14 protein-coding genes are annotated in these 20,715 nt (G+C 54.2%); 4 read left to right on the forward strand and 10 right to left on the reverse strand.

Annotated elements, in window-relative coordinates; translation table 11 throughout:
* Positions 1 to 27 precede the first annotated feature (27 nt).
* Genes ACX9GU_RS13675 through ACX9GU_RS13685 form a run of 3 tightly spaced genes read right to left on the reverse strand, consistent with a single transcriptional unit; the run spans position 28 to position 6,358 of the window.
* A complete protein-coding gene (locus ACX9GU_RS13675) occupies positions 28 to 2,250 on the reverse strand; it encodes a virulence factor SrfC family protein (RefSeq protein ID WP_473191876.1) in 2,223 nt (740 codons plus the stop codon).
* Complete coding sequence (locus ACX9GU_RS13680) at positions 2,247 to 5,177, reverse strand: virulence factor SrfB (RefSeq protein ID WP_473191877.1); 2,931 nt, start codon at positions 5,175 to 5,177, stop codon at positions 2,247 to 2,249. The genes ACX9GU_RS13675 and ACX9GU_RS13680 overlap by 4 nt, the downstream gene beginning before the upstream one ends.
* Positions 5,177 to 6,358, reverse strand: a complete 1,182-nt coding sequence (locus tag ACX9GU_RS13685; RefSeq protein ID WP_473191878.1) for an SrfA family protein — start codon at positions 6,356 to 6,358, stop codon at positions 5,177 to 5,179. The genes ACX9GU_RS13680 and ACX9GU_RS13685 overlap by 1 nt, the downstream gene beginning before the upstream one ends.
* Before the next feature lie 164 nt (positions 6,359 to 6,522).
* On the opposite strand from ACX9GU_RS13685, the gene ACX9GU_RS13690 reads away from it, so the two are divergent.
* Positions 6,523 to 7,521 carry a GGDEF domain-containing protein gene (locus ACX9GU_RS13690; protein ID WP_473191879.1) on the forward strand — a complete coding sequence of 333 codons (999 nt, stop codon included), beginning with the start codon at positions 6,523 to 6,525 and terminating at the stop codon, positions 7,519 to 7,521.
* A 157-nt stretch (positions 7,522 to 7,678) separates the two neighbouring features.
* Here ACX9GU_RS13690 and ACX9GU_RS13695 read toward each other — a convergent pair whose 3' ends face one another.
* The gene (locus tag ACX9GU_RS13695; protein ID WP_473191880.1) at positions 7,679 to 8,293 is read right to left on the reverse strand and encodes a dTMP kinase; all 615 of its coding nucleotides are present in this window, start codon (positions 8,291 to 8,293) and stop codon (positions 7,679 to 7,681) included.
* Positions 8,294 to 8,580: 287 nt separating this feature from the next.
* Entirely contained in the window at positions 8,581 to 9,597 is a 1,017-nt protein-coding gene (locus tag ACX9GU_RS13700) for a LacI family DNA-binding transcriptional regulator (protein WP_473191881.1), read from the reverse strand.
* A gap of 462 nt (positions 9,598 to 10,059) precedes the next feature.
* Between ACX9GU_RS13700 and ACX9GU_RS13705 the strand changes: the two genes are divergently transcribed.
* Both ACX9GU_RS13705 and ACX9GU_RS13710 read left to right on the forward strand, forming a co-directional pair.
* Positions 10,060 to 10,806 (forward strand): SDR family oxidoreductase, encoded by a 747-nt coding sequence (locus ACX9GU_RS13705; RefSeq protein ID WP_473191882.1) that lies wholly within the window; start codon positions 10,060 to 10,062, stop codon positions 10,804 to 10,806.
* A 12-nt stretch (positions 10,807 to 10,818) separates the two neighbouring features.
* Positions 10,819 to 12,432 (forward strand): FGGY-family carbohydrate kinase, encoded by a 1,614-nt coding sequence (locus ACX9GU_RS13710; protein ID WP_473195177.1) that lies wholly within the window; start codon positions 10,819 to 10,821, stop codon positions 12,430 to 12,432.
* A gap of 229 nt (positions 12,433 to 12,661) precedes the next feature.
* On the opposite strand, the gene ACX9GU_RS13715 is transcribed toward ACX9GU_RS13710, so the two are convergent.
* The 3 genes from ACX9GU_RS13715 to ACX9GU_RS13725 form a co-directional block, all read right to left on the reverse strand.
* The gene (locus ACX9GU_RS13715) at positions 12,662 to 14,179 is read right to left on the reverse strand and encodes a SulP family inorganic anion transporter (protein WP_473191883.1); all 1,518 of its coding nucleotides are present in this window, start codon (positions 14,177 to 14,179) and stop codon (positions 12,662 to 12,664) included.
* Positions 14,176 to 14,799, reverse strand: a complete 624-nt coding sequence (locus ACX9GU_RS13720; RefSeq protein WP_473191884.1) for a carbonic anhydrase — start codon at positions 14,797 to 14,799, stop codon at positions 14,176 to 14,178. The genes ACX9GU_RS13715 and ACX9GU_RS13720 overlap by 4 nt, the downstream gene beginning before the upstream one ends.
* A 1,119-nt stretch (positions 14,800 to 15,918) precedes the next feature.
* A complete protein-coding gene (locus tag ACX9GU_RS13725; RefSeq protein WP_473191885.1) occupies positions 15,919 to 16,788 on the reverse strand; it encodes a LysR family transcriptional regulator in 870 nt (289 codons plus the stop codon).
* Between the two features lie 132 nt (positions 16,789 to 16,920).
* Here ACX9GU_RS13725 and blaFONA point away from each other — a divergent pair, with 132 nt between their 5' ends.
* Positions 16,921 to 17,808 carry an FONA family class A beta-lactamase gene (gene blaFONA / locus ACX9GU_RS13730; protein WP_473191886.1) on the forward strand — a complete coding sequence of 296 codons (888 nt, stop codon included), beginning with the start codon at positions 16,921 to 16,923 and terminating at the stop codon, positions 17,806 to 17,808.
* 89 nt (positions 17,809 to 17,897) lie between these two features.
* Here the strand turns inward: blaFONA and arcA are convergent, their stop codons facing one another.
* Both arcA and ACX9GU_RS13740 read right to left on the reverse strand, forming a co-directional pair.
* Positions 17,898 to 19,172 carry an arginine deiminase gene (arcA, locus tag ACX9GU_RS13735; RefSeq protein ID WP_021177942.1) on the reverse strand — a complete coding sequence of 425 codons (1,275 nt, stop codon included), beginning with the start codon at positions 19,170 to 19,172 and terminating at the stop codon, positions 17,898 to 17,900.
* A 15-nt stretch (positions 19,173 to 19,187) separates the two neighbouring features.
* On the reverse strand, positions 19,188 to 20,708 hold the full coding sequence (locus ACX9GU_RS13740) for an amino acid permease (protein WP_473191887.1): 1,521 nt from the start codon (positions 20,706 to 20,708) through the stop codon (positions 19,188 to 19,190).
* Between the last annotated feature and the right edge of the window lie 7 nt (positions 20,709 to 20,715).

A 20,715-nucleotide genomic window follows, 5' to 3' on the forward strand; every position in this document is an offset into this window, starting at 1 on the left:
CTCCCCGTTGGGAGAGAGGTTGTTGAACTAACCCATCCCCTGAATAATTCTCCCCAACTTTTCACGCTGCTGTTCACTCAGCGCTTGCGCACCGCCGTGGCCCGCATTCTCAGCGATTAATTGATACAACCCCACCAGCCAATCGTAGATATACAGCGCCGTGTTGTTGATCGGTTCTGCTGGTAACGCGGTCATGCGTAGCTCGGCGCTCTGGCTGGGTTTGGTAAAGATCTTATGGCCGCGGTTAATGCGGCTTTCTGGTCGTTGTGCCTGCGGGCGCAGCTGGAAGCCAAGCCAGGCAACAAAATCCCCCAGCACCGTCAAGGTACAGGCGATTTGCCGCTCGACGTGATTTTCCCTGCTGTGGCCCACGTGTCCCGGTTCGGCCAAGGCATTCCCTAAGCGTTGCCAGATATCCAGCCGGAAACTGGCGGTGATCAACTCATCGGCCAGCGTGGTCAAGGTGGCTGTTTCAACCGCCAGCAGGTCGATTAACGCACGATGATCGGCCAGATTACGCAGTTGGGTGATCCATAGCTGTTGCACCTGCAATACCACGTTAGCACCAGACTCTAGTGGAGATGCCGCTGTAGGTTGCTCCTCAAACAGATCTAGCTCGATCGCCAAAGGATCGTCGTTATGTGGGCGATTTTGCTGCTGCTGGCAAAAGAGTGGCAGTAGGGCGTTGCGGTCTGGCAACAGGTGCTCCAGCAGTTCGCCATGCAGCGTGGTGCGGCCCTGCAACGCTTTTACCGTAGCCTTGGCGAGGGGCGCTTTATCCTCGGTTGCCACGTTGAACCAGCGGCCAAGCAGGTTGTGTCGTAACTCTTGCTCATGACTTTCGAAACGTTGTTGCAGTCGGTTATGTCGGGCGGCGACATTCACCGAAGTGAGCAGGTAGTCGGTCATACGCCGGACTTCATCTTCATTCATCGCCAGTAGCGTTCCCCAAACCTCGCCGGGTTGGCCAACGTAACGTTGTACGGCTTGGTCAAAATGGGCCGACGAACGCCGATCGTACGGGGTAAATGCCCAGATCAAATCGGGATGGCCACGGCTATCGGCTTCCTGATGTTGTTGTACCCAATGATCCAGCGCCTGGCCGACCATTGTTGCTTCTTCACGGCAGGCCGCCGCATGGCAGACGATCAAGGCTTGCATGGCCTGTTGGTCGCTATAACGTTGCAGCAGCGTGAGGCTCTTGGCCTGCTGCAGACTCTCGTCATCTGCCCTATAGGCAGGAAGATCCAGATAGTCGGTTGACGCAAAGCCGCTATGGGCCGGGTGGCTTTGTAAAGGGATCAGCAACTCTGCGGTCAATAACCTCAGCTCTGCCAAGGGCATCGTTATCACGCCGTTATCGAGTTTGAGCAGAACCTTGTCATCGGTCTCTTCCAGGCTTGCTGGCGTCAGGATACCGTAGCTGGGTTGCTGATTTTCATCCGTCAGCAGGCTGAGCGGAGCCAGCACGCTTGCTGCGCCCTCCAGTTGATCCAACCGATAAGCCAGACGGCGATAACAGGCGGTTAATGCTGGTTCTTGCCCCCATAGCGGGGCAAACAGCTGCGCCCGGTCGTCAACGGACAGATAGGGAGCGATAGCCAAGGCGTTTGGCCAGTATTCGCTGTCCCAACGATGTTGTAACTGTGGGTCGTCGCTGCGCAAGCTATCCCAGAGGGTGACGATATCATCGGCACCGATACCTGGCACTGCCTGAGGTTGGCAACGCTTTGTCAAAGAGGCGATGAGCTCTTCGACCTCTGTTTTTTCTATTGTCTGTTGCGTATGACTGCTACGCGCCAGCATCCACACTAACTCCGCCGCCGTCAGCAACTGAAGCTGCACCGGATAATCAGGATCTTGTTGAGGTACGGCGTGGCTAAAGCGGATCGCTATCCCTACGGTGGAGTGCCCCGGGCGGATATGCGTCAGGAAATCCAGCGTTTTACCGGCGAAGATAGTCGCCAGGCAGTCTGGCTCGGCCGTAGCTAGCGAGGTGATAAGATGATGTTTTGCCGCTTGCGAACGGCCATAAAAGCCCAGTGCTCCGCGTTGAGTGGCGGCGGCCGCCAGCCGCTGAAGCCGGATGCGACATCGGCGCAAGTTAAGCATCAAGGTTGGCGCTTCCAGTGCAAAACGCGGCGTCTGCAGGCGGACATTATCCGCCCAGACCAGCGCCTGAGCGATACCTTGATTTAATAACGGCCAGCGCGGGCTAAGCGGGGAGATTGGGGAAATGGCTGACTTCATGCAAAAACGCTCCCGCTGTCGATCCAATAGTGGGTAGCCCCGGTGGCACTGTCGATCAGCGTATTCAATTTGAGTTGCAAATGTTCGGTGGGCACCGGGCTACCGTCTTCCAGTTCGGCGCTAGTGATGCTCCAGCGAGCGGGGGAGTCCGGCTGCGGGGCAATTTTAACCCGTAACAGGTTATCGCCAGCCAGGTTACGCGCCAACTGCGGATCGATAATCGTCAGGGTAAACAGCGGGGCAGCGGGCCAGTGCTCGTTATCTAACTGGCGGAATCCCAGGCACAACGCACCGTTGAGGGCAAAGCTGACGCTGTTGTCCAAACCGCCATCTGGGGTATCCAGATCGAGGTCGGCATAGAAAACCTGATTGGCAGGCAGGCGGTTGTCCGCGTCCAGGCGCCCCAGATAACGCACCGTTGAATAAGGGCGGAAATCGGCCGCTTTGAAGTATACGCCCGGCAAGCGCAATTCCAGCGCTAACAGGCACAGCATGGCACCGACCGCCGCAGTGGATTTGGGATTGTCGATCCGCCCTTGCTGGCTGAAAGGATACCAGCCGCTGGTGTGATAACCATCCAGCGAAACAATGCGGTTGATCGGCACCGGCTGTAGCTGTCGGAACAGGGCCTGAATGCCGGGGAAACGGGAAGGGCGGCCAGTGAGCAGCAGCACGTCGCAGTTGTGCAGGGCGATCACCTCGGTCAACAACCGCAGATTGCGGGTAAGCGCCATGCGCGGTGCCAGGAATTCGGCGTGCAAGTGGTTCAGCCGCAGGATTAGCGGCGTTTGTAAAACATCGAAAAGCTCCGCCTCTGCCGGTAAACCGCGTTGTACCGCAGCATTGATATATTTCAATACGTTATCGGTAGGTCTTTGCGTCAACAGTTCACCTAGCACGGCGTCGATCTCGCTGCGAGTCTGCACCGGGGTGAAGCTTTCATAGCGTTCCAGGATCGCCTGAGCGAGCGGGATGAAAAGTTGCAGTGTCACTTGTTGCTGTAGCACTGGGCTCTCGTCCTGGCCAAACAGTTCGGCCATCAGCGCTGCCGGTTCTGCCACGCCGACGAGTTTGAATTCGGCCTGTAGGGCGGGCAGCAGATACAGGCGGATCACTTCCAGCAGAATGTCATCGCCTGCCACCTTGAACCCTTCACGGAATAACAGATGCGGAGTCACCTTGACGTTGTTGCCAGCCGTCTCTTCCAGACGGTACTGGGTGATTGCCAAATCGGTGGTGCCGCCGCCGATATCCACCGAAGCAATACGCAGCGTTTTCCCCGGTTCAGCGGAGTCCGGACGTGCCATAGCGCTAAAGAACGCCTCAGCCTGACCCGCGAAATTGACCTGGATTTCGTTATACAGATAGACCAACTGGCCGCAGGTGGCCTCATCCCACTCCATCTGCACGGCGGGGACCGGCACCGAACTGGCTATGCCGTTCAAGTCTTCATCTGCCGAATGCCAACCCATGCCTTGCCACACAAGCGCGATCGCCTCATGCATCCGCTGGCGGAAGATTTCACGTTCCGGTACCGGCATAGCGGAAGGCAGGGTCAGAATGATATTACGCAAACGGCGAGGTGCTGCGCCGTCACGCAAAGAAAGGCGCTGGGCCACACTGTTGATCTGCATCAGCGCCTGGGCCAACAGTTCGCTCAGCATCAGGGCCATCAGCGAACTGCGGCTGTAGTTTGGGGTGAAAACCGGCAGGCGCTCTTCCGCTGGCAGGCTGGATAACGGCTGGCCTTGGTCATTGATCAACTGAGCCAATGGCGTCGCGATGGCAGGCGGCTCCTGCAGGCTGTGCTCTGCCATACGGTTGAAGCGCCAGCCGGGAGCGTAGCTTTCCTCATCCCACAGATAGCGCCGTGGGCTGGACAGGCCGGTAGATGCCGTATCGCCTTGCCGCTGCAGAGCCAATCGGCAGGCTTCATGGCCGACTCGGGTCAGGGAGGGCCAGCGAAAAGCATCGTCGCGGCCACTTTCAAACGAGTAATTCGCCTTGCCAAAGTTGGCGGGGGCGAACTCCGTGCGGCTGGAAAACAGGCCTTGGTGTAGATAATGCGGTTCGCCGAGATCGCGCAGTTGCAGTTCATAGCTGTGTTTCAAGCCGTTGCGTTCCGCCGGGTGATCTTCTACCAGGATGCCGCAGGTATGGGAGTTGCCGACATCGAGGATCAAATCCACATTCACTGCGGGTTGCTGCACATAGCTGCCTAGGGTGATATTAGGTACGTTTAACTGGCTGGCCAGCAGTTCCAGCAAGTTCAGGTAGTGCGCCTGATATTCAAATTCACGCAGCGAAACGTTGATATTGCGTTCCGGGCGCTGTTCCAGTGCGATGGCCTGTTGGGTAAAGACCTCGCGTAACCAGCCGTCAACCCAGGTGGCATCCAGGAAATCACCCAGATCCTGGCTATGGTGCGCTAGCGCAAAGCTCAGGCCAGTAGCGATGTCCTGCTGATTAGGCGCCAACTGTTGGTTTTCATGCCCTGCAGGATAGGTTTGGGTGTCAAATGCCAACGTGATGCGCAGCGTATGGCCTTGCCGGTCCGGCTGCTCCAAACGTCTGATTTGCATACGCGCCCAGTTGTCCGGCCCGCTGAGAAAACTGTTTGGCGGGTTGAAGCGTAAGAACGGCAGCGGTAACCAAACGCGATCTAGCAGCCGCAATGACTGTTCCAAAGGAAAGCTGAATTCCGGGCGCACCATTTCGGCCGGTTCGCCTGGGGCTACCGGCAGGAAATAGCGATCTTTGGCCGGATGATAGTTCAGCCGCAGCAGTGGGCCGTTGGCAGTCTGGCGGACAAATTTGCCCGGTCGCTCGGCGTCCAACATCGGCGTAAGAGAGAAGTCCAGAAATTGGATCCCGCTGTTGGGTATCAGCGTAACGCGCTGCGGATATACGATGGGGGTCGCCAACATTATTTACTCTCGCGCTTGATCGTCATAGGGAATACCGTTTCGTTGTTGCCATAACGCCCGCTGCATTCTGCGGCGGTGCCAGCTTCACCTTGCTTACACACCAGTTCCGGCATTTGATAACGGGAGCCGTCGCTGCAACGGGCCTTGGTACGGCTGTTGATCACCAGATTGCCGGACTGCATCAGGCCTGCGTTGACTTCGACCCGGCAGGTGACTTTGTCACCCTGTACGATCCTGGCGGTGCCCTTGCCGCGGTTAAACTGATATAGCAGGCTCGGCGGTTTGCCGGTCAGCGGATCCTTGATCGCCAAGGTGACGCGCCATTTGCCGTTGAGGAAGGCGGTAGAACCCGCCTTTACCGCTTCGGCGGGTAACGTCAGCGCCAGTTTATCGACCACTACCGGCGTGATGACCGGCGGAGGCAGCACCTCCGCATAGCCTAATGGCAACCGTAGAGCGGCGGGAGTCATAACCGGCTTGGGTTGTACCTTGGCTGGCTCAACCGTTTTTATTGCTGGCTGAGGGGTTGGTTTAGGGAGCAACAACCAGATCGCGGCAGCTAGAATGAAAACAGCAGGCAGTAGCAGTAGCCACCAGGCGTGATGAGGCTTGTCATCCGCCACGGGTGGCAGAGGTGCGGGCGGTTGCGGTTCAGCAATGGGTTCAATAATGGGTGGGGCGATGGAGGGCACAGGGCGATCTTTCGGGTACAGGCAATCCAAAGGCGCGTTACGGATCTTGCCATCGGCCTTCACGCAGCCCCAGAAGGTGATCACCGGTTTGCCATCCACCAGGAAAACGGCGTTCTGATCCGGGAACTGCATGGCCTTGCTGAGCAGCGTCGCAAACATTTGCAGGTTGGCTTTACCGCTGTGGCGAGCGCGTAGACTGATGGCTTCTGCGGTGGTCTGGAAATGTTCCAGCAGCGGCAAGGCAGCCGCTCGGGCTTCGTCATCAGCCGCCAGCCAGGAGATCGCCCGTCCAGCAATGGGCGCATACCAGTCAATGCGGTCACCTTGCGCGTTGGGGATCGGGATCGCCAGGCAATCTGCTACGGCTGGCTGTTGCTGGAGGCGTAACGCCTCACGTAACTGCGACGCCAACGCATAAACAGGTTGCCCATTTTCGCCCAAGGTAAGAACGTCATCTAGATTGCCACTGCGTAAAAAGGGTTTTGCCACACCGGATGCCTTGCTTTTAAGCTAAATGTCTAGTTTAAGTGGCTATATCCTAATCAAACGGCTGAAAACAGGGGCAAAGTGGTATCTGTTTTGTGCATCAGATTGCCAGCGGTGGCGAACGATATTATCCTGCAACTTGCGGTTTTGCTTTCCCGAGAAAGACCTTGAGTTTAATTGGAGTAGATGTAGCGATGAAAACGCCAGAGATACCTGCAAATGAAGTACAGCGATTGAAGGCTCTGCGTTCCCTGCATCTGTTGGATACGTTGCCAGAAGAGCGCTTCGATCGGGTGACACGTATGGCCCGGCGGCTGTTCGGCGTACCCATTGCCTTGGTGAGCCTGATCGATGAAAATCGCCAATGGTTCAAATCCAGCTGTGGATTGGGGGCGGCTACCGAAACGCCAAGGGATCTCTCATTGTGCGGTCACGCGATCCTGGGTAACGATATCCTGCTGGTACCCGATACGTTGCAGGATGAGCGCTTTGCGGATAACCCGTTTGTCAAAGATGCGCCACACGTCCGATTCTACGCTGGTTGTCCTCTGAGTTTCTCCGGCAATCTCAAGATGGGCACTCTGTGCCTGATTGATGATAAACCCCGGCTGTTTGATGCCGAAGATGCAGTGGCGCTGCGCGATCTGGCCTCGATGGTAGAGGATGAGCTACGTGCCTTTCAGGCATCATCCTCTGACGAGCTGACGCAAATATCCAATCGCCGTGGTTTTATCTCCCTGGCAGGCCATATGCTGCATCATTGTCAGATGAAAGGGGTTAAGGCCAGCCTGATATTTATCGACCTCGACAAATTCAAATTGATTAACGACACCTACGGCCATGGGGAAGGTGACCGGGCGCTAGTCTACTTTTCCGAGCTGATGAAACGGGTGTTTGGCTATTTTGACGTAATAGCCCGGTTGGGTGGTGACGAGTTTGTCGCGCTGATGGGCAGCCGTAGCAAAAGCGAAGCCGAACAGGGGATTTTAGCCCTGCAACGCTACGTGGATGAACATAATGCCTCACAGATCACCCCTTACCAACTGGCGTTCTCTTATGGCATCGTCGAGTTTGATCCCACCGCGCCCCATAGCCTGGAAACCTTGCTGGCAGAAGGGGACTCCACCATGTACCGGATCAAGAAATCCAAGTTCATGCAGGGGTAATCGACGGGTTATTCGCCGCACCAGACTCATGTATGTACCGGGGGCATGGTAGATAGGTGTTCGAGGACAAGTGTTCATGATGCCCAGCTCTGTACAACTCACAGCGCAGCATGATGCGCCGTTTAGTTAGGGGCTGCTTGAGGTTCAGCCAAAATGCTTAGCAAGGCAGGAGTCTGTAGATCTCAGAAATCACCTTCATCGTTGCGTCTTCGATCGTTCCTTCATTTCGGCATAAAACCCAGCCGTTATCTGCAATTTCTCGCTCGAACGCCTTGGTACAAGCAACATGATCTTCCAGCTTATGAATCACAGTACTACTTAGCCCACGCGGTCGGGCCGCGGCCCTTGCCCATGAAATATCAGGCGCAGTAACAACCCCGACATGCAGGTCTGGCATTCGCACGTTTCGTTCAATGTTAAGCTGTAAAATCTCTGCAAATGGAACCATCCGGCGAAACGCAGCATCCGATGGGTACCAGCGATCCATCAAGATAATGCTGTCCGGTGGCTGTTTAGTCAGCACTTGCTGGGAAATCCAGGCACGGCTATCAGCAAAGCGCTCACAAACCTCCAATTCTAAATCCAGGGTGGGATTTCTGGCGAGCTTGTTAACGAGGGCCATTGTTTCCCTCCTGTAGGGATCGCTTTTTTTCTCGCAAAGTCGGATCACCTTCTTGTTGTCTGCCCTTAGTACTTTCGTAATGGCCTCCAAAAGTGTGGTTTTACCGGCTCCCTTGGGCCCATCCAGAGAAATAAATAGCTGACGACTCATTCTTCAAATGACGATTGATATACGGTTCTTGTAAAGCTTGAATCTGGCAAAAGCATCTTACTTTCCTTCGTATGAATTGACGGGCCGCTATGAGCGAAGAGCGGCCATTAACGCCTGAATTAAGCCGGCCCGTGAAGTCGGTCCGGCTTGAATTAATGGTTAGCCATTTATGTGAGCAAGGTTTAATTCCATTCACCCACTCATCTTCATCCATTTCGAGTTGATGTTTATTTTGTTCAATGCATGTTTACCTGAAGCCCGGTTCGAAAAATACCAGCGTAGTTACCTCAAATCATCTCTGGGAAGATCGGCGGTATTTCAATCAGTTGCTTTTCTTGTGAGTTGGCATCGATCAACGCAAACGCCGCCTGCAACATCTTGTTGACGTCCTGCTTCACCATCACGATGTTATGGCCTAACAGCAATACGAAAGGGTCCCAGTCAAAGCAGCCCATCACCGGCTGTTTATCACCGCGATAGCCAGACGCCACCAGCCAGCGCATCACGCCTTCAAGCGAGATCGTCGAATTGACGAACAGCCCGGTTTGTAGATCGCCGCCTTGAGCAATAAAGGTTTTCATCGCCAGCTCGGCCTTGTCTGGGGAATAGCCGCAGGCCAACAGGTTCTCTTCGATAATCTCCACGCCTAACTGCCGGTGGGCATCTCTGAAGCCGCGCAGGCGTTCCGTGGTGTTATGGTCAACCCCGCGCCCCCCTACGAAGATCAGAGGCTTGAGGTAGCCTAGCCGTTTTTCACAGTTGGCCAGAATTCGTAACGTCAACTCTTTGGCACCGGCATAGTTATCGGTTATCACCGAAGGGGCGAGGGTGCCTGGCAGATCGAGATTTAACGTTGAAATACCGGAAGCAGCGCAGATCTCGGTGATATTGTCGGGGGCGGTGGCACCGGTGGAGATGATCCAGTCAACCTGATAGGAAAGCATGGTGCGCGCCGCTTCGATTTCCAGTTCAGGATCGCGGCTGGTGCAGGTGATCACCGGGAATAGGCCGCGTTCGCGGGCCATCGATTCGAATAGCTCGACGATCGAACCGAAATAACGGTTGTCATACTTGGGGACGATCATGCCGATCATGGTTGATTTGCGGCGGCGCAGCAGGCTGGCCTGCTGATTGACGGTATAGCCTTGTTCTTCGGCGAGGCGCAGGATTTTTTCTGCTAGTTGGGCGCCGATGCGGCGCTTTTTCCAACTGCCATTGAGCACGGCGCTTACCGCGCTTGAGGAGGCTCCGGCCAATTCGGCCAGATCGTAAATCGTCGTTTTTTTTGCTTTGAACCCAGTCACAAATTTCGCTCCCCAATTTTCTATATCTTGACAGTAAAAATAAAAAGTCGCAATGATGCTCAATCGATTGAGCGTTGTGAGCAAAGGGTGTGACAGGGTGCGTAAACGTCCCCTCACCCCAACCCTCTCCCACAGGGAGAGGGGGCTGGTACGGCGTTAAGGTCAGCGGCGGTGGCACGTTTCCAACTCTTGCAAATATAAGGCTGGGTCGGGAAAAGAGGTACGTTTCCAATTTTTGCAAATATAAAGCAGGGTCAGGAAAAGAGGTGCGTTTTAGCCCTTGCTATTTCGGTGCTGAAGTTAGGCTCGGTAGCTAATCTGTGGCACGTTCGGTTCCCTCTCCCTTTGGGAGAGGGCTAGGGTGAGGGGCAATATTGACAGCCAAATTCTTAACTCGATGAACTCTCACGCAATGACTTCGTCGTGAAAATTTGATCTCTTGTTTAATAAAGGAACCCAACCATGACAGATTTCACCCAATTGAATTTCTCCCTCAAAGGTAAGGTCGCAGCGATCACCGGTGCGGCCTCAGGTATCGGTCTGGAGTGCGCGCGTATTTTCCTGCAGGCCGGGGCTAAAGTGGTACTGATCGACCGTGAACAGGAAAAGCTGCAGCGCCTCACCGATGAACTTGGCGAAAACGCGTATCCACTGGTCATCGATTTGCTCAACCCGCAGCAGGTTTCCGGCATGCTGTCCGGTATTTTAGCGGCGGCCGGGCGCCTCGATATTTTTCACGCTAATGCTGGCGCCTATATTGGCGGCCCGGTGGCGGAAGGGGATCCGGACGTTTGGGATCGCGTGCTGAATCTCAATATTAACGCCGCGTTCCGTTCGGTACAGGCGGTGCTGCCGCATCTGATCGAGCAAAAATCTGGCGATATTCTGTTTACCAGCTCGATTGCCGGGGTTGTACCGGTGATCTGGGAGCCGATTTATACCGCCTCCAAATTTGCCGTTCAGGCGTTTGTGCACTCCACGCGCCGCCAGGTGGCCCAATATGGCGTGCGGGTTGGCGCCGTGTTGCCAGGGCCGGTGGTTACCGCGCTGCTGGACGATTGGCCAAAAGCCAAGATGGATGAGGCTCTGGCCAACGGCAGCCTGATGCAACCAAGGGAAGTGGCCGAAGCGGTGTTGTTTATGGTAACGCGCTCGAAGCATATCACCGTGCGTGACCTGGTGATCCTGCCAAACAGCGTCGATCTCTGATAGGTGAAAATGATGAACAATCAACAGCAGGTCGTAATCGGTGTCGATGTGGGTTCAGGCAGCGCACGGGCAGGGGTTTTTGATCTCTCCGGTACCATGTTGGCGCATGCCAGCCAAGAGATCACCCTGTTCCGTGGCCCGGAAAATTATGTTGAACAATCCAGCCGTGAGATATGGCAAGCGGTGTGTGCCAGCATCAAGCAGGCGGTTGCCGCATCCGGCATTGCCCCAGACAATGTGGCAGGCATCGGCTTTGATGCCACCTGTTCCCTGGTGGTACTCGATGCAGACGGCAACCCCCTGGCGGTAGGGCCGTCTGAAGATCCCGACCGCAACATTATTGTGTGGATGGACCATCGGGCCACGGAGCAGGCCGAGCGGATCAACGCCACCGGGCATCCGGTACTTAACTACGTTGGCGGAAAAATCTCCCCGGAAATGGAGACGCCCAAGCTGCTTTGGCTGAAGGAGAACCGGCGTGCAGTCTACGATAGCGCCTGGCAGTTCTTCGATCTGGCCGATTACCTAACCTGGCGCGCCACTGGGGATCTGGCTCGTTCCGTCTGTACGGTGACCTGCAAATGGACCTATCTGGCGCATGAGAAACGTTGGGACCCGGACTATTTCCGCACCATCGGCCTTGAAGAGTTGGCAGACGAAGCGTTCCGCCGTATTGGGGATCGTATCAAAGAGCCCGGTACCCCTTGTGGCAACGGCTTGACGACAGAAGCCGCCAAAGAAATGGGATTAGTGGCGGGCACGCCTGTCGCCGTGGGTTTGATTGATGCTCATGCTGGCGGGATTGGTACTGTCGGTGTCGGCGGTGGCGTCACCAATAACCTGGCTTACGTGTTTGGCACGTCGTCCTGCACGATGACCACCACGCAAAACCCGGCCTTTGTTCCAGGCGTTTGGGGGCCATATTACTCTGCGATGGTGCCGGGATATTGGTTAAATGAAGGTGGGCAGAGTGCGGCGGGGGCTGCGATCAAGCAGCTGGTCTCGTTCCACCCCGCAGCACCAGAGGCTGCGGAGCAGGCTAAGGCATTGGGTATTTCACTGCCAACCTTGCTGGCCGATTTGGCACTGACCAAAATGGTTGCTGCGTCGGAAGCGGTAAAACTCGCCAATGGCCTGCATGTGGTTCCCGAGTTCCTTGGCAACCGCGCCCCCTTTGCCGATCCCCATTCCCGCGCCGTAGTCGCCGGTTTGGGTATGGAGAGCAACCTCGATAACCTGGTGGCTCTGTATATTGCCGGTATTTGCGGGATTGGCTATGGGCTCAGGCAAATCCTCGATGCCCAGTCCCAGATGGGCGTAACCGTTGAGCAAATCGTCATCAGCGGCGGGGCTGGCCGTCATCCGTTGGTGCGGCAGTTGCTGGCGGATAGCTGTGGCTGCGCGGTACTGACAACCAAGGCGGAAGAGCCGGTATTGCTGGGGTCGGCTATTCTGGGTGCTGTGGCGGGGAAGGTTGCCGCCTCGGTGGAGCAGGCGATGGCGCAGTTTTCCGAGTTGGATAGCCAATATCAACCGAATGCGGATTTCCACCCGTTGCACGCTAACCGCTACGAGGCCTATAAGCTGTTGCAAAGTGCGGCCAAACGGATACGTGAGGAGCTGTAAGAACGTTGACGCCCCTCACCCAAACCCAAAGGGAGAGGGGACTTCACGTGCTACAAATTGACCTCTATACCTGACTGCGACTCTGGACTTGCTCCCTCTCCCCAAGTGAATACGGCCAACGCATTGGGAGAGGGCTGAGGTGAGGGGGATGAGCCCGTAAGTTAGGTTTCTACACCGGAACTGCCGAAATTTCCGGCCTGTGATTTTTAATGATCTTTCGCAACTGCCGTTATTCAACGTTAGGGTGTTTATAGTTCTCCTGCAACCAGACATTGACCGAGGAATGTAACTCGACCCGTACCCCTTTTGTTCCTGCTGCATCACGAAATTCATTGAGCATTTCACGAATATCGTCATCCATATAGTCGATACCTTCACAATCGATAGTCAGTGCACTCCCAGGCTTTATTTGTCCAAGGAAAAGCTTTAGCTGCATTTTATTCAGGAATGTCAGGTTTTGTTGGCACTTGATCAGATAGTGATCACCGTAATGCGTCAACTGCAAGGCACGGCGGTTGCTTTGATACAAACTGCTTGTTAGCTGTACCGCTAAACCGAGCGCGATCCCTGCTAACATGCCAAACATAATAATACCGAGCAGCGTGGCCGCGAACGGAATAAATTGCGTCAGTCCCTGACGCCACAGCGTCATGAAAATTTTAGGATGCGCCAGCTTAAAGCCGGTATAAATCAGGATTGCCGCCAGGCTGGCTAACGGGATGGTAGTGAGTAAATCGGTAAACAACAAAGCACTGAGCAACAGTAAAACCCCATGGAACAGGATTGAAAGTCGGCTGCGTGCACCCGCCTGAACATTGGCAGAACTTCTTACGATCACGGAGGTGATCGGTAAACCGCCAACAAGGCCACTCAATAAATTGCCTACCCCTTGTGCCAGCAGCTCCTTATCCGCGCTAGGCTCGGGTGTGACGGGGGCAATCTTCTTTAATGCCTCCTGGCATAGTAGTGTTTCCAGACTTCCGACGATAGCAAGGGTTACCGCGATCACATACACGGCCGGGTTGCGCCATGCTTGCCAGTTAGGCAGAGAGAATTGCGATTGCAGCATCTCAATGCTGGTCAGCGCAGGCAGTTCAATGCGTGCAAGATTAGTCATTTCGGGTAACCACCGCTGGCCGAGCCAGACGAACAGACATCCCCATAATACAGCAATAAGAGGTCCCGGCAGTGCAGTGAGGTGCAGTCGCTGCTTAAGGGATGAATTTCCCCATAATTTTATGAGCAGCAGCGCTCCGGCGGTGACCAGTATAGCCGCCGGAGTGATATCGGCCTGCAATTGTTCAAAAGAGGGTTTTTCACCGAGCCCATGACCAAACGGATATCCCATCGCCAGCGGCAATTGTTGCAAAATCAGCAAAATACCAATACCGGCCAACATTCCATGGATCACCGCACTGGGTATCAGCGCACTTAACTTACCGCCGCGCAGTACACCAAAAACAAGCTGTAAGATCCCGGCCAGTAATAACGCGAACAGAAAGGAGGGGAAATCCCCCAAGGTGACAATGGCGCCGGTGACAATGGTCACTAACCCGGCAGCCGGACCACTTACGGAAAATGCAGAAGGGCTGAGCAGCGTCACAATTATGCCGCCGATAACCCCGGTCAGTAGACCCACGAACGGCGGAACCCCGCTCGCCTGGGCAATTCCCAGGCACAGTGGCAGTGCGACCAGAAATACCACCAGTCCGGCGGAGAGATCAAAACGCCAGGCTATATTTTTCATAGTGCTTTACCGGCAGTATTGCGCTGCGCTATGACATCAAGGAATCCGGTGTGCAGATCGTAAACACAGCCGAACAGGGTGAGTGGTTTATTCTGCTCCCAGAATCGCCGGACCAGTAAGGTGTCATTGAGTGTATTCAGTTGGTTCTGCACGTTAGTTCGCACCGCCATTTTCAAGTGTTCCACACAGGAAGCCTTGACGTTGTCAGGGTTGGTCAAGTGTTGGCGCAGTGAGAAGCGTAAAGAGGATAACCGTCGTGTTAATGGATCCTTTTCAATAGGCATCGGATGATGATTAAGGGCAGACTGGATCCCTCCGCAACCGTAATGCCCGCAAACGACGATGCTGCTTACCCCAAGATGTTCCAGGGCGTATTGCACCACACTCATCAAATTATCATCATTTTCTTCAATGACATTGGCGATGTTCCGGTGCACAAACAGCTCACCAGGTTGCGCACGTACAATGGTTTCAACCGGCACACGACTATCAGAACAGCCGATCCACAAAATTTCTGGTTGCTGTGCCTGCGCAAGTCGCGGAAAGAAATCGGGGTCTCGCCATTGTTGTGCTGTCGCCCAACTCCGGTTTTTTACCAACAGATGATCCAGTGAGTTCATAGAGTGTTCCTTTTGCGGGCATTCATGGGTTACGATTAACAGCGATACAAGTCGGGGTTTACGCGCAAACTGCTGCCGTTGCGACTAGCAGGTAGTATGGAGTTGATCATGTAATGATCGACCCCTTTTTTTATCTGCGATAGCATTCGCCTGATCCTCGACATCGTCAGGTGAAACAACATCGCGCGACAGTGTAATTGACAATATTTTTTCACCATGGGAGGTCTACATATTTATTTTCGCTGCGGAAAAAGTCAACGTCGAGAAAACTAAAAGTATTGGGGCAATAATAAATGCATTTCGTTGGGTCATGTTGGGCTCCAGATAATTGCATTTGGCATAACTACCGAAATCAGCATAATTTCAAATGTGTCAATTTTCACAAAGATATGTAAATATAAATTCGAGCAGGGTAACTAATTATACGTTGTAATAAAATAACGTATCATTTAAAATAAGAATTACGTTAGCCAATTTCAAATATCACAAGCATTGAATGATCTAATTATGAAAGTAATGAATTGTAAATGGATCCAAAACGCTGTTGCCTTGGAGTTGACTCCAGGGTTTATGCTGTCTATATCTTTTGATGGGAGGAGACGCACTATGGACATGTTCAGCAAATTATCAGGTCCGCTGAATCATCAGCGTTCAGGCTGCCAAGGCAGCGACACGTCCTATAGCCCACAGAAGAAACCGGTCTCATGTGCCAAGCGTGTCAGGCTACTACCCCTAACTTTAGTCTGGTACTACAGACCTGGCCTGACGCATGGTTACCGTTTGCGTTATCGGTATCTGAAAATTTCACTGGCTACCTTTCTTTAATATTGGAAAGGTCAATATATGTTGTTTCTTTCATTTTCGGGATCGGCACTTTAATTATATTGGCACTCGCCGCTATGGTGCGTCATTATTTTTAATGACTGGCCGACCTGTGATTTTACATGCCGCATGCAAAGTTATAATATACTTTCATTATCAGGCCAGATTGAAAATGCTGAATATCTGTTCTCATTAACGCTCCCTGGCGATAATGAATATCGCTGAACCTTCTCGTCCAGGCTCAGACTCAATATAACAAAAACGCGTGATTCGGCGTTTCCAGCGTAGAACCCCATGCTATGCGTCTTGGGCTTCCTTCAGTAACCATTCGCTAAATATTTCCATCGCCGGGGTCATTGCCTTCGATTTCAAATGGGTTAACCAGTAACTGCCCATGTTGATTTCGGTAGCAAAAGGGCGCACCAGCTGCGCGGTGGCGAGTTCTCGGGCAAACATTTTCGCTGGGGCTAACGCCACACCACCGGAATGGATGGCGCTCTCGATCATCAGACGGGATGAGTCAAAGATGGCGCCATTCACTCTCACCGCCTGCAGACCAGCGGCAGCAAACCAGTTTTCCCATTCTTCAGCACGGTAAGAGCGCAGCAGATCCTCTTGCAGCAGATCGGCTGGGGTGACGAGCCGTTTAGCCGTAGCGGGGGTACACAACACGGTCAACGGAGCATCAAACAGCATTTCGTTATGGGTTGATGGCCACAAACCCGTGCCAAAACGGATGGCGAAATCCAGCCCTTCGGCGGCCAGATTGACGACGTTATTGTTGGTGCGCAGCCGCAGTTCGACAAAAGGATGCTCTTGTCTGAACCGATCAAGACGCGGCAACAGCCAGCCCACGGCAAAGGTGCCGACGGCGGCGACGGTGAGCACCTCCTGGAATTGTCCCCCTTCAAACTGCCGGAAGGCTTTTTCAATATGGCCAAAGGCGTCGGTTAGCACGGCAAACAGTGCCCGCGATTCCTCCGTCATTTCTAAACCACGGGGTAAGCGTTTAAACAGCACCATGCCCAGGCGCTCTTCAAGCAGCCGAACCTGTTGGCTAACGGCGGCTTGGGTCACATAGAGCTCCAGCGCTGCCCGTGTGAAACTCAAATGTCTCGCAGAGGCTTCAAAAGCACGAAGGGCATTCAGGGGAAGATTAGAGCGCATGGGTGTTATCCAAAAGATTTTCTTTATGCTAGAGAAAATTCTTGTCGCTTGTCAATAACGGTCTAACAGAGGATATTTCCCGCCATCTGAAGAGAACTCCGCTGAGTTAATCCATTTTATGTGAGGCAAAAGATGGTTAAAAATACATTACGTCAAACCACCCTTATGGTCGCTACGGTTATGCCGTTGCTGTTCGGTAGCGCACCGCTATGGGCGCAATCCGCTAATACCCAGAAGAATATTCAGCAGCAACTGTCTGAACTGGAGAAAAGCTCCGATGGCCGTTTGGGCGTGGCGCTGATCGATACCGCCGATAATTCGCAGACCCTGTATCGCGCGGATGAACGTTTTCCCATGTGCAGCACCAGCAAGGTGATGGCGGTGTCGGCGTTGTTAAAACAGAGCGAGACGGATAAAAATCTTTTGGCTAAGCGGATGGAGATCAAGAAATCCGATCTGGTCAACTACAACCCAATCGCCGAAAAACACCTGGATACCGGGATGACCCTGGCCGAGTTCAGCGCCGCCACTATCCAGTACAGTGACAACACGGCGATGAACAAGATCCTTGAGCATCTTGGCGGCCCGGCAAAAGTGACAGAATTTGCGCGTACCATCGGCGATAAAACCTTCCGTCTCGATCGTACCGAACCCACTTTAAATACCGCCATTCCAGGTGATAAGCGTGACACCACCTCGCCGCTGGCGATGGCAAAAAGCCTGCAAAACCTGACCTTGGGCAAAGCGCTTGGCGAACCACAGCGTGCTCAGCTGGTTGAATGGATGAAGGGGAACACTACCGGCGGAGCCAGCATTCGCGCAGGTCTGCCAACTACATGGGTGGTTGGGGATAAAACCGGTAGCGGTGATTACGGTACCACTAACGATATCGCCGTGATTTGGCCAGCGAACCACGCACCGTTGGTATTGGTAACTTATTTCACGCAGCCACAGCAGAATGCCGAAGCCCGTAAAGACGTGTTGGCTGCGGCGGCTAAAATTGTCACCGAAGGACTTTGAATCGGGGATGTTCACCGCGTAGACGCGCAGTGATTCTGTCAGCATAAAAAAGGCCGGAAAATCCGGCCTTTTCCGATCACGTTTAGCGATTAATAATCAATGGCATCGCGGATAATCGGGCAGGTCATACAGTGGCCGCCGCCACGGCCACGGCCCAGCTCACTACCGACAATCTCAATGACCTCAACCCCTTCTTTGCGTAGCTGGGTATTGGTTTTGGTATTACGATCGTAAGCCAGCACCACCCCAGGAGAGAGCGCCACCATGTTGTTGCCGCTGTCCCACTGTTGGCGTTCGGTGTCGTAGTCGTTGCCTTCGGTTTCCACCACCCGCAGTTTTTTCAGGTTCAGTGCTCCGGCAATGGCTTCAACAAAGGTGCCTTTATCGCGGCTCAGCTTCATGCCGGTTGGGCCAGAATCCGGGCGCAGTGAGAAGGTTTTGATCTGATTGACGATAGCCGGGTAGAGCGTCACCACATCGCGGTCGCAGAAGGTAAACACCGTATCCAGGTGCATGGCGGCACGCAGTTTCGGCATGGCGGCAATCATCACCCGTTCAACGCCGGAATGTTTGTTGGCAAACAGCGCGGCGGCCAGTTGGGTGATCGCCTGATGCGAAGTACGCTCACTCATCCCAATCAGCACCGTTTTGTTGCCGATCGGCATCACGTCCCCACCTTCGAGCGTGGCGGTACCGTGGTGCACCGTTGGGTCCCCCCACCAGACGTTAACATTGGCTTCGCCAAAGTCTGGGTGGAACTTGTAGATCGCCGTGGTCAGAATAGTTTCTTCGTGACGGGCAGGCCAATACAGTGGGTTCAAGGTCACGCCGCCGTAGATCCAGCAGGTGGTATCACGGGTATATAAGGTATTCGGCAGCGGTGGCAGCAGGTATTCGGTAATGCCTACCGCTTCACGGATCAGCTTCAGCTCTTCGTGGTCGGCATAGCCTTCTTTGGCCAGCTCGGTAGTGGAAAGGCCACCGATCAGCACCTCCGCCAACGCCCGTGGTGCCAGGCCATCAAGGAAACTGCGGGTTTCATTCAAGATCCCCAGCGACACTTCATTAGGCACAATCTGCTGATCCAGGATCCACTTTCTGGCTTCGGGCAGCGCCAGGGTTTCGGCCAACAGGTTGTGCATTTCCACCACGTCCACGCCGTGTTCACGCATCTTGGTCATGAAATCAAAATGGTCACGCTTGGCGCGCTCAACCCACAGCACGTCATCAAACAACAGCTCATCACAATTACTCGGCGTCAGCCGGTTATGCGCCTTGCCAGGGGCGCAGACCATGACTTTATGTAATTTCCCTACTTCTGAATGAACACCAAACTTGGACTGCGTCTTTTTTTTAGTCGACATAATGACTTGCCTCGATCAGATTGTGATAACGCCAGTGGCAATGCTGTAGATTGCAACAACGGCGGCGACCATAACGATTACAAAGAGCCCCATCTCGGCCGGGGTGAACACTTTTGCGTGCTGTTCACGTTTGGCCATAATGTATAGCAGCGTGCCTGGGCCATAGATGATGGCGGAGAGCAGCAGATACTTCATACCACCGGCGTACAGCATCAGCAGTGCGTAGAAGGTAGCGATCAGCGCGAAGATCAGATCCTTTTTATGATCGCGTTTATCGGTTTCGTAAGTTTCGCCGGTCATGGCCAGCTTCAGCCCATAGGCACCCACCAACAGGTACGGGATCAGCGTCAGGGAACTGGTCAGTTCGAGCGCCAGTTGGAAGGCGTAATCGCTAAACAGCGTGAGGATTAAGAACACCTGAATGGTGATGTTGGTCAGCCAGACGGCAGAAGAGGGCACCGCATTGCTGTTTTCGGTGGCGAACACCTTCGGCATACTCTTGCTTTTCGCGGCGGAAAACAGCACTTCTGCCGCCAGCAAAGACCAGGAGAGATAAGCGCCCAGTACCGAAACAATCAGGCCCACGCTGATGAAGATTGCCCCCCAGCGCCCCACGATAGCTTCCAACACGCCCGCCATCGATGGTTGGCGCAACGCCGCCAGATCGGGACGGAGCAGCACGCCGTAAGACAGCATGGTGATCAGCACCAACAGGCACAGCACCCCGATGAACCCCAACACCGTGGCAATCCCCACGTGGCTGCGTTCTTTGGCATAGCGGGAATAGACGCTGGCACCTTCAATCCCCAGGAAGACGAATACCGTTACCAACATGGTGCTGCGCACCTGGCTGAACAGGGATTCGGGTTCCGCGGTCGGGACGATGGCGGCGGCGGCATGACCTACATAGCCGTAATCGTCAAGATGAGAGAGATCCCCCACGCTAGCCAAAGAGGCTGCGGACTCTGGAGTGCCCCAAAAGTTGAGTGCAAACACGTCACTTTTGAAGGCAAAGATCAGCACAATGACAAAGATCAGGATGGGTAGGATTTTGGCGATGGTGGCAATGGTGTTGATAGCCGCAGCGCTTTTAACCCCGCGCAGTACCAGAATGTGGAATCCCCAAAGAATGACCGAGGCAAACAACACCGCGGGAATAGTATTGCCGTCGCCAAATATCGGGAAGAAGGCCCCCAGGGTGGATTTGATCAGCACAAAGTAAGAGACGTTACCGATACAGGTCCCGGCCCAGAAGCCCAGTGCAGAGGCAAATCCCAGATAATCACCGAATCCGGCTTTAGCATAGATAAACACGCCGGAATCGAGATCGGGTTTACGTTGCGCCAGCGTTTGAAACACAAAGGCCAGCATTAACATCCCACCGCCCGCAATACACCAGGCGATAATGGCACCAAACCCTCCCGTAGCGCGCCCAAAGGTGGCCGGTAAAGAAAATATACCGGCCCCTATCATGGAGCCCACTACCAGTGCGGTGAGAGACCATAGGGACAATTTATTCGTTGATGAGCTCGTCATGGTTTTC

The organism is Serratia sp. K1WW1, from assembly GCF_055790865.1.